At 48.3% G+C, this 271-nt stretch carries 2 rRNA genes; both read left to right on the forward strand.

The features are described from left to right. Positions 1-100 (forward strand): 23S ribosomal RNA (locus LF822_RS22745); the annotation flags it as partial. Between the two features lie 87 nt (positions 101-187). Continuing rightward, positions 188-271 (forward strand): 5S ribosomal RNA (gene rrf, locus LF822_RS22750); the annotation flags it as partial.

Raw genomic sequence — 271 nt, forward strand, 5'->3', positions numbered from 1 at the left:
TAAGTAAGATTCCTCAGAGACGATGAGGTCAATAGGTCCGAGGTGGAAGCGTGGCGACACGTGCAGCTGACGGATACTAATCAATCGATGACTTAACTACATCCCTTTGTGAAAAATCAACGAATCGGATCCTGATGTGTTGTCTAACCTCTTATCCAGTTTTGAGGGTTCACCTCAAACCAAATGATGTGGTGGCGACAGCGAAGAGGTCACACCTGTTCCCATGCCGAACACAGCAGTTAAGCTCTTCAGCGCCGATGGTAGTCGGGTT

Source organism: Halobacillus sp. A5, from assembly GCF_024189315.1.
Taxonomy (GTDB): Bacteria; Bacillota; Bacilli; order Bacillales; family Halobacillaceae; genus Halobacillus_A.